At 61.0% G+C, this 9,302-nt stretch carries 8 protein-coding genes; 5 read left to right on the top strand and 3 right to left on the bottom strand.

Going from position 1 to position 9,302, the window contains the following annotated elements; translation table 11 throughout:
* Positions 1–121: 121 nt before the first annotated feature.
* The 3 genes from sixA to ACZRN6_RS36100 are packed head-to-tail and all read right to left on the bottom strand — an operon-like array spanning position 122 to position 1,951.
* Positions 122–571: a phosphohistidine phosphatase SixA gene (gene sixA, locus ACZRN6_RS36090; RefSeq protein WP_322146431.1), complete on the bottom strand. Its 450-nt coding sequence runs from the start codon at positions 569–571 to the stop codon at positions 122–124.
* Positions 568–918 carry a DUF4389 domain-containing protein gene (locus tag ACZRN6_RS36095; protein ID WP_177008480.1) on the bottom strand — a complete coding sequence of 117 codons (351 nt, stop codon included), beginning with the start codon at positions 916–918 and terminating at the stop codon, positions 568–570. Before ACZRN6_RS36095 ends, sixA begins: the two co-directional genes overlap by 4 nt.
* 7 nt (positions 919–925) lie before the next feature.
* Complete coding sequence (locus ACZRN6_RS36100) at positions 926–1,951, bottom strand: NAD(P)H-dependent glycerol-3-phosphate dehydrogenase (RefSeq protein WP_464009945.1); 1,026 nt, start codon at positions 1,949–1,951, stop codon at positions 926–928.
* A 195-nt stretch (positions 1,952–2,146) separates the two neighbouring features.
* On the opposite strand from ACZRN6_RS36100, the gene ACZRN6_RS36105 reads away from it, so the two are divergent.
* From ACZRN6_RS36105 to fabB, 5 genes are all read left to right on the top strand, one after another.
* Positions 2,147–4,279, top strand: coding sequence for a TonB-dependent receptor plug domain-containing protein (locus tag ACZRN6_RS36105; RefSeq protein ID WP_464009946.1), 2,133 nt, complete (start codon positions 2,147–2,149; stop codon positions 4,277–4,279).
* Between the two features lie 20 nt (positions 4,280–4,299).
* Complete coding sequence (locus ACZRN6_RS36110; RefSeq protein WP_464009947.1) at positions 4,300–5,211, top strand: ABC transporter substrate-binding protein; 912 nt, start codon at positions 4,300–4,302, stop codon at positions 5,209–5,211.
* Positions 5,208–7,109 (top strand): ATP-binding protein, encoded by a 1,902-nt coding sequence (locus ACZRN6_RS36115; RefSeq protein ID WP_464009948.1) that lies wholly within the window; start codon positions 5,208–5,210, stop codon positions 7,107–7,109. Before ACZRN6_RS36110 ends, ACZRN6_RS36115 begins: the two co-directional genes overlap by 4 nt.
* A gap of 247 nt (positions 7,110–7,356) precedes the next feature.
* Complete coding sequence (gene fabA / locus ACZRN6_RS36120; RefSeq protein ID WP_003210552.1) at positions 7,357–7,872, top strand: 3-hydroxyacyl-[acyl-carrier-protein] dehydratase FabA; 516 nt, start codon at positions 7,357–7,359, stop codon at positions 7,870–7,872.
* Between the two features lie 11 nt (positions 7,873–7,883).
* The gene (gene fabB, locus ACZRN6_RS36125) at positions 7,884–9,104 is read left to right on the top strand and encodes a beta-ketoacyl-ACP synthase I (RefSeq protein WP_322146453.1); all 1,221 of its coding nucleotides are present in this window, start codon (positions 7,884–7,886) and stop codon (positions 9,102–9,104) included.
* Positions 9,105–9,302 lie beyond the last annotated feature (198 nt).

Consider the following 9,302-nt stretch of genomic DNA (forward strand, 5'->3'; position numbering starts at 1 on the left):
TAAGCGAGGTGCCGACAGGCGGGGCAGAGCGTTTTGGTTACTTTTGCGCTTTTCAAAAGTGACCCGCTGTAAGAGCGGAACCCATATCAGCCGTTACCTGAATAACGGATATACCCCCAGCCTAAGAATTCCGAACACCCAGAAGACTCATCAACCCCGCCAACGGAAAATCCCCCTCCAACTCAGCCAAACTCGCCGTACTCATAGGCTGCGGCTGCCGCAAATGCCCATGCTGCAAATAACTGATCAGCCCCCCCACAAACGGCTGATGACTAACCAGCAAGACATCATCGTCATTGTCGAGATGCTTGAGCACCTCCAGCGGATTACTCTCGGGCGTCAACCAGGGCACCGTACGAATTTCGGGCTCAAACCCCAACGCCTCACGCACCAACTGCGCCGTCTGCTGCGCCCGCACATACGGGCTGGCAATAATCGCCCGAATCGGCTGCCCGATCAGATGCCCCGCACTGCGCAAAACCTCCTCACGCCCATGCGCCGTCAAATTACGCTCGGCATCCGTGCGCGCATGCCCCTCGGCCTCACCGTGACGCAACACCCACACCTTCATAGCTTCGGTTCCTCATCACGCACCGGATGCGGCGCAGGCGGCACACTGTGGGCGGCCTCACCTTCCGGCGCACGCGGCGTCGGCCAATCAGCAAACGGCCAAGGTTTCTGGTCACTGTGAAAACTGCCAAACCGCCCAATCTGCGCCAAAAACTGACTCAAACTGTCACCAAAATTCATCAGCCCAAGGTTCGGCGCCCCATACACCAGGCGGTAAACCAGTTGCACCACCACCAACGCTCCCAGCAGAAACTGCGCCACTTGCCACACCAGGGCAAACACCAGCATCCACAGAACACGCAGGCCGATGGACTCATATTTGGGTGCTGCTTTCGGATCGTTCATCACGCGCTCCTCAGTTAAAACCGCTGGTGGAAATAAAGTCGACATCAGTTTTAGGTTCAGCCCGCATCAGCAACTCGATCACCTGGTTCAAGGTGCGCCCCTCAAACAAAATCGCGTGCAAACCCGCGACCAGCGGCATGTACACCCCAACTTCCTGAGCCTTGGCCTTCAGTACTTTCAGCGTGTTGACGCCTTCGGCCACTTCGCCCAATCGGGTGACGGCATCTTCCAGGCTCAAGCCCTGGCCAAGGGCAAAACCTACCTGATAGTTGCGGCTTTTTGGAGACGAGCAAGTAACGATCAGGTCGCCCACACCCGCAAGCCCCAGGAACGTCATCGGGTTGGCACCCTGGTTGACCGCAAAGCGCGTCATCTCGGCCAAGGCGCGGGTGATCAGCATGCTCTTGGTGTTTTCGCCCATGCCCAGCGCAACCGCCATGCCGGCGATGATCGCGTAGACGTTTTTCAACGCTCCGCCCAACTCGACACCAAAGCGGTCGGCGCTGGCATACACGCGGAAGGTGCGACCGTGCAGCACTTCCTGCACCCGCTCGCACAGTTCCTCGTCTTCACTGGCAATCACGGTGGCCGTCAGCGCGTGCTCTGCCACTTCCCGCGCCAGGTTCGGCCCGGACAACACGCCAATACGCGCCTCGGGGGCGATTTCTTCAAGGATTTCGCTCATCAACTTGAAGGTATGCGCCTCAATGCCCTTGGTCAGGCTCACCAGCAGCTTGCCCGCCAGCCGTTCGGCATGAGGCGCAAGCACCGAACGCAAGGCACTGGACGGCAGCGCGACGAAGCACAGGTCGCACTCGTTCAGCGTCGCCAGCAAATCAGTCACCGGCTCCACGGCGGGCAGAATCTTGATGCCTTTAAGGTAACGGGGGTTTTCCCGGTTGACCCGAATGGCGTCGGCTTGCTCGGGGTCACGCATCCATTGACGCACCCGGTGACCGTTTTCAGCCAGCAGATTAGCCACGGCGGTACCAAAACTTCCGCCTCCCAGGACCGCAATAGGGCGCTGTTCAGTCATATGCAATCCGTTCATCCATAGCAGTGGCGATGGCCGCATTATACGGAGCGACCCGCCTGCGGCCAGCCCCCGCGTCAATTCAAACGCTTGTCGGAAAATGCGACATTTGTGCGAAGTAATTACAGGGCCGACGACTGGCAAAAGGCCCCACCTCAGTTAACATGGGCGGCTATCCGTAATTATCAAGGCCGTGCCGTGTATTTGGGCCCTCCTCCTCGTTCATCTCTTTTGCTGTCGCTGTTGTGCATGCCGCTGTGCAGTGCGCCGTTGCTGGCCGACGACCTGTTTCTCGACAGCCAGCCGCTGCCGCAGGTGCTGACGGCTACCCGGCTCAGGCAATCGGCCGCCGTGGTGCCCGGCAGTATGACGGTGATCGACAGCGAGTTGATCAAGGCCAGCGGTGCGCGGGACATCCCCGAACTGCTGCGCTTGGTGCCCGGGATGATGGTCGGCTACACCACCGGCAACCAGGCCGCTGTGAACTACCACGGCACCCAGGCCGGCGACGCCCGGCGCATGCAGGTATTGATCGATGGTCGCTCGGTCTACCGGGCGGGCCTGGCGACGGTGGACTGGAGCGATATCCCGGTAGCCCTGGAAGACATCGACCGCATCGAAGTATTCCGCGGCCCCAACACCGTCAGCTACGGCGCCAACGCACTGATGGCGGTGGTCAATATCCTCACCCGCTCGCCGGCCAACAGCCACGGCACCCGGATGAAACTCACCCAGGGCGGACGCGGGATCAACGACTGGTACGCCAGCCAGGGCATGGGTTGGGAAACCGGCGACTTGCGCCTGTCGCTGTCGGGGCAGCAGGACGACGGTTTTGACAGCGACCGCGTGGGCGCCGACCGCCGCGACGGTCGCCGCCTGAGCCGCTTCAGCCTGGCCGTGAGCCAGACCCTGAATGCGCAACAAAGCATCGACTGGCAACTGGATGCGAAGGAAGGCACCAACCAACGCCCGTACACCTACCAACCGGTGTTCGACGGGATTACCGAAGGCGGCGACAATTCCGACGTCAGCGCCAAGGATTACGCCGGCTCCCTGCGCTGGAATATCGACTTCAACCCCGATCACAGCCTGTATATCCAGGGCTCGGCCCAGCAGTGGGATCGCCGCCAGATCTGGCGCGCCTGCGATGCCAAGGTTTCGTTCAGCCCGGAGCTGACCCAGCTGTGGCAGCTCAACCCCAACTATGCCGAGCAACTGGCCCGGCACATGGACACGTACAGCAAGGGCTCGGCACCGCCAGGCTCCGCCGCCGAACAGGCATTGGGCAATCAGGTCCTGAACCAATGGCGCAACGGCGCGAACCAGAGCGTCTGCGGCAACATTGACCAAAGCACCAAGGAAAGCCGCTACGACCTGGAGCTGCAAGACACCCTCAGCCTGTCCGACAGCCTGCGCCTGGTCAGCGGCATGAACTACCGCTACGACCGCGCCGACTCCGACACTTACTTCAACGGCACTCTGGACGACACCACCTGGCGCCTGTTCGGCCACCTCGAATGGCGCGCCAGTGAACACTGGCTGCTGCAGGGCGGTGCGATGTACGAAGACACCCACCTGAGCGGCAATTCGCTGACACCCCGAGTGGCCGTCAACTACCTGATCAACCCGCGTCACGGCCTGCGCGCGGTGTACTCCGAAGCCATCCGCTCGCCAGACATGTTCGAGAACAACGTCAACTGGAGCTACCGCGTCACCAACCTCAGCTCGCCCGCCTACGGCCAGAATTCCGGGCAGTACTTCGTGGTGACCCGCGGCCCGGGCAACCTCGACAAAGAGCTGATGCGCTCCCGAGAGTTGGGCTACAACGGTTTTTTTGCCGACATCGGGCTGAACGTGGACGTGAAGCTGTTCTATGACGAAATCAGCGACATGGTCAGCGAGCCGCTGCGCAACAACCAGTACATCGCCAGCAACTCAAACAGCTCGCGCTTTACCGGTACCGAAACCCAGCTCGACTGGCACATGAGCACCGCCGACCGGCTGCGCGTCACCTATGCTTACGTGGATGCCAGCGCCACCAACCCTCTGGACAAACAGCAAACCGCCCGCAACAGCGGCTCGGCCGGCTGGATGCGCGAATGGGGCCATGGCTGGTCCAGCGCGGTGTTCTACTATGGGGACGATGCGCTCAACCAGTATCGCTTCGAACGGGTCGACCTGCGGGTGGCCAAGCGCATTGCCTTGGGCAAAGCCAACGTGGAGCTGGCCGGCATGTTGCAGCAACGGCTCGACAATCAGCCCACCACCTGGCCCGACAACAACTATGACCAACGCCACGTGCTCTACTTCAGTGCGGAGTTAGAGTTCTAGTGGACAGCGACTCGTCACGGATGACCCCCTCCTTTACCGCCAGGCTTTGGCGGCGCTGTGTGTTGCTTGGGGTTTTACTGGCTGCCGCGCCGGCATGGGCGGCGGATATCCTGCTGACGGCTGCCGAAGACGGTGCAGGCGTACAGGCATTCGCACAAGCCCTGAGCCAGCAGCGCCCCGAGGACCGCGTTAAGTTCACGGCGCTCAAAGACCTCCCCGCCCCCGCACATTTGCCGGCCGGCACCCGCTTGATCCTGCTGGACCTGCCCAGCCTCGACTGGCGCCTGCAGGACACTCAAGGCCCGCCGACCCTGGTGTTGCGCATCAGTCGCCTGCAAGCCCGCCAGCGCCTGGGAGACCGCGTGCCACCGAAGATCAGCCTGCTGTGGAGCGACCCGCCGCTGGACCGCCAACTGCGCCTGATCACCGGCATCCTGCCCCAGGCCCATCGTATCGGCGTGCTGTATAGCAAAGACAGCGAGTTTCTACTCCAGGAGCTCTATCAATACGCAGCGCCCATGGGCCTGCAGATCGTGCCCCAGCTTTGGGACAACATTAATGACAGTCGCCCACTGCAAAGCCTGTTCAAGAACAGCGACGTCCTGCTGGGGCTGGACGATCCAGAGCTTTACAACCCGAAAACCGCGAAAAACCTGCTGCTCAGTAGCTACGCCAGGCAATTGCCACTGGTGGGGCCTAACGCCGGGTTCGTCAAGGCCGGCAGCCTTGCCAGCACCTATAGCGACCAGGCCGACTGGCTGAACGTGCTTGATCGCCTGCTGGACCATACACCGTCCAGTTGGCCACGCTCGCTGTACCCGGAACGTTTCAAAGTCGTTGGCAACCCACAGGTTGCGCGCTCACTGGGGATCGAACAGGTGGACGAAACCAACGTCGCCGCACGCCTGGCCGAAGGAGAAAACCGCCCATGACCTTTCGTCGCCGTTGGGACATCAACACCCGTACCCAGATCATTACCCTGGGCCCGGCACTCCTGCTGACGCTGCTGCTGATCAGTTTCTTTACTTTCGTGCGGATCCAGGACTTGCGCCAGGAGCTGGACCACACCGGCCAGTTGATCGCCAACCAACTGGCGCCGGCCACCGAATACGGGGTGATTTCCGGCAACAACGACGTACTTGAAAGCCTGCTGCGCGCCACACTGGCCACGCCGCATGTACGCTTCCTGGAAATTCAGGACAGCTCGGAAAACATCCTGGTGTACGTCGAGCAACCTTCAGAGAAGCACGACCGCTCGCTGTCGGTGAAAGTCTTCCAGGCGCCGATTCGCCTGCAACATATCCAGTTGGGCAATGACTTCTTCCAGGACAGCAGCGCCGAGCCCAAGGCGCACCGCGCCGATTACTTGGGCCGGGTGATTGTCGGCATGTCCAACGATGCGTTCAGCCAGCGCCAGCAGGAAATCCTGTTCAAGGCCGGGATTCTCGCGCTGTTCGCCCTGCTGTTTACCTTCCTGCTGGCCCGGCGTCTGGCGGCCAGCCTGTCGCAGCCCATCAGCGCCATGGGCAATGCGGTGAAGGCGATCCAGCAAGGCGACTACCAGACGCCATTGCCCATCGTGGACGACTCGGAACTGGGCGACCTGTCGCGCCACATCAATAACCTGGCCGACGGTTTGAACCAGGCCAGCCGCGAACAGCACCAGGCCATGGCCCAGTTGATCCAGACCCGCGAAGAAGCCGAACGGGCCAACAATGCCAAGTCGGACTTCCTGGCGATGATGAGCCATGAGCTGCGCACGCCGATGAACGGGGTGCTGGGCATGCTGCAACTGCTCGAAACCACCGACATGACCGAGGAGCAGACCGAATACGCGGCGCTGGCCTCGGAGTCCACCGAACACCTGCTCAAGGTGATCAACGACATCCTCGACTTCTCGCGCATCGAGCGCGCGGCCCTGGAGTTGGAGCACATTCCGTTCGACCTGGTGGAACTGATCAGCAGTTGCGCCCAGGCCTTCCAGCACGCTGCCCAGCAACGCGGGCTGGCGCTTGCAGTGCCGATCCCGCAGGGCCTGGGCTCGCTGCAGGTACAAGGCGATCCAACCCGTATCCGGCAGATCCTGGTGAACCTGATCGGCAATGCCCTCAAGTTCACCGAACACGGCACCGTCACCGTCGAGCCCCACTGGCAAACACTGGACCATGAATTGCTGTGGTTCACCTGCACCGTGCGCGACAGCGGGATTGGCATCTGCGCCGAACGCCTGGAAATGATGTTCGATGCATTCCAGCAAGCCGACAGTTCCATTTCAAGACGTTACGGCGGCACCGGGCTGGGCCTGCCCATCGCGCGCACCTTGGCCGAACGCATGGGCGGTACCCTGCGCGCCCAGAGCGAAGAGGGCCAGGGTTCGGTGTTCACCCTGGAAATCCCGCTGGCGATCTACCAGCAGAGCCTGCCGGTGCTCACGCCGGATGCCGAAGGCAATGCCAGCGCGGGCGAAGGGCGCAACGTGTTACTGGTGGAAGACAATCCGGTCAATCGCACCGTGGTTGAAGCCATGCTGCGCAGCCTGGGGTTCGAGGTGAGCATCGCCACCGACGGCGCCGAAGCGATTCGCAGTGCCGAGAGCCTGATCTTTACCGCGATCCTGATGGACTGCCGACTGCCGGGCATCGACGGCTACGAGGCCACCCGGCAGATTCGCCAGTTGCCCGGCTGCGCCGACCTGCCGATCATTGCGCTCACGGCCAATGCCTTGCAGGGCGACCGCGAAGCGTGCCTGGCCGCAGGCATGAATGATTACCTGGCAAAGCCGTTCAAACGCGCGGATTTGCAGCAAATCCTGCAGCGATGGGTGCAGTAACACGGTGCCATCAGCCAACTGCGACTGGCGTGAAAGACGAAAGTGCGGCAGTCTTAGGCACCCGAACGGGCCCGTAAACCGGCCCGGTTTATAATTTCAGTGCACAAGTGTACATTCATGACCTTGACGCTGTGACTTTCACTACAACGCAATAGTCTATGTGTAGGCTGCCGACATGAGGCATGAACGCGTCGTCGGCCAGGAAGATTTACCCTGCCCTGCCGCATGGGATTATTGAGGAGCTCGCATGACCAAACAAAACGCCTTTACTCGGGAAGACCTGCTGCGCTGCAGTCGCGGTGAGCTGTTCGGCCCAGGTAACGCGCAACTGCCCGCCCCGAACATGCTGATGGTGGATCGCATCACCCATATCAGCGAAGAGGGTGGCAAGTACGGCAAAGGTGAATTGGTCGCCGAGCTGGATATCACCCCTGACCTGTGGTTCTTCGCCTGCCATTTCGAAGGCGATCCGGTGATGCCGGGCTGCCTGGGCCTTGACGCCATGTGGCAGCTGGTTGGCTTCTACCTCGGCTGGCAAGGCCTGCCGGGCCGCGGTCGCGCCCTGGGTTCGGGCGAAGTGAAGTTCTTTGGCCAGGTCTTGCCGACCGCCAAGAAAGTCACCTACAACATTCAAATCAAGCGCGTCCTCAAGGGCAAGCTGAACCTGGCCATTGCCGATGGTTCGGTGACTGTCGACGGTCGCGAGATTTATACTGCCGAAGGCCTTCGGGTCGGCGTATTCACTTCCACTGACAACTTTTAAGGGTTATCCGCATGCGCCGCGTCGTTATCACTGGTCTGGGCATTGTTTCGTGCCTGGGCAATGACAAAGAGACCGTCTCCGCTAACCTGCGTGCAAGTCGCCCTGGCATCCGTTTCAACCCGGAATATGCCGAAATGGGTCTGCGTAGCCAGGTTTCCGGCTCCATCGACCTGCCCCTCGAAGAGCTGATTGATCGCAAGATCTATCGCTTCGTCGGCCACGCAGCCGCCTACGCCTACCTGGCCATGAGGGACGCAATCACCGATTCCGGCCTGAGCGAAGACCAGGTGTCCAACGTGCGTACTGGCCTGATCGCCGGTTCCGGTGGCGCGTCGACCTTGAACCAGATGGAAGCGCTGGACATCCTGCGCGAGAAAGGCGTCAAGCGTGTTGGCCCGTACCGCGTCACGCGGACCATGGGTAGCACCGTTTCCGCCTGCCTGGCCACGCCGTTCAAGATCAAGGGCGTGAACTACTCGATCTCCTCCGCTTGCGCCACCAGTGCTCACTGCATCGGTACTGCTGTAGAGCAGATCCAGTTAGGCAAGCAAGACATCGTGTTTGCCGGCGGCGGTGAAGAAGAACATTGGAGCCAGTCGTTCCTGTTCGACGCCATGGGCGCCTTGTCGACCCAGTACAACGAAACCCCGGAAAAAGCCTCGCGTGCCTACGACGCCAAGCGTGACGGTTTCGTCATCGCCGGCGGTGGCGGCATGGTGGTGGTCGAGGAGCTGGAACACGCCCTGGCCCGTGGTGCGAAGATCTACGCGGAAATCGTCGGCTACGGCGCGACGTCCGACGGCTACGACATGGTTGCGCCAAGCGGCGAAGGCGCCATCCGCTGCATGCAGATGGCCATGGCTACCGTAGATACCCCGATCGACTACCTGAACACCCACGGTACTTCGACTCCGGTCGGCGACTCCAAGGAAATGGAAGGTGTACGTGCGGTATTCGGCGACAAGGCACCGGCGATCAGCTCTACCAAGAGCCTGTCGGGTCACTCCCTGGGCGCCGCTGGCGTTCACGAAGCGATCTACTGCCTGCTGATGATGGAAGGCAACTTCATGGCAGGTTCTGCCAACATCGAGGAACTGGATCCGGAAGTGGCTGACATGCCGATCCTGACCAAGACCCGTGAAGATGCGACCATCAACACTGTGATGAGCAACAGCTTCGGCTTTGGTGGCACTAACGCTACCCTGGTGCTGAAACGCTGGCAGGGTAAGTAAGGCCCCGCAGCTTGATCGCCTGAAAACGCCCCGACTGGTTCGGGGCGTTTTTTTTGCGTTTCTGAAATGGCGTGTATATCCGTTATTTGGGTGATGGCTGATATGGGTTCCGCCCTTACGGCGGGTCACTTTTGAAAGGAGCCCAAAAGTAACCAAAAGGCTCTTGCCCCACCACTCGGCACCTCGCTTAGGCTCGGT

The sequence above is a fragment of the Pseudomonas sp. A125 genome (assembly GCF_055409485.1).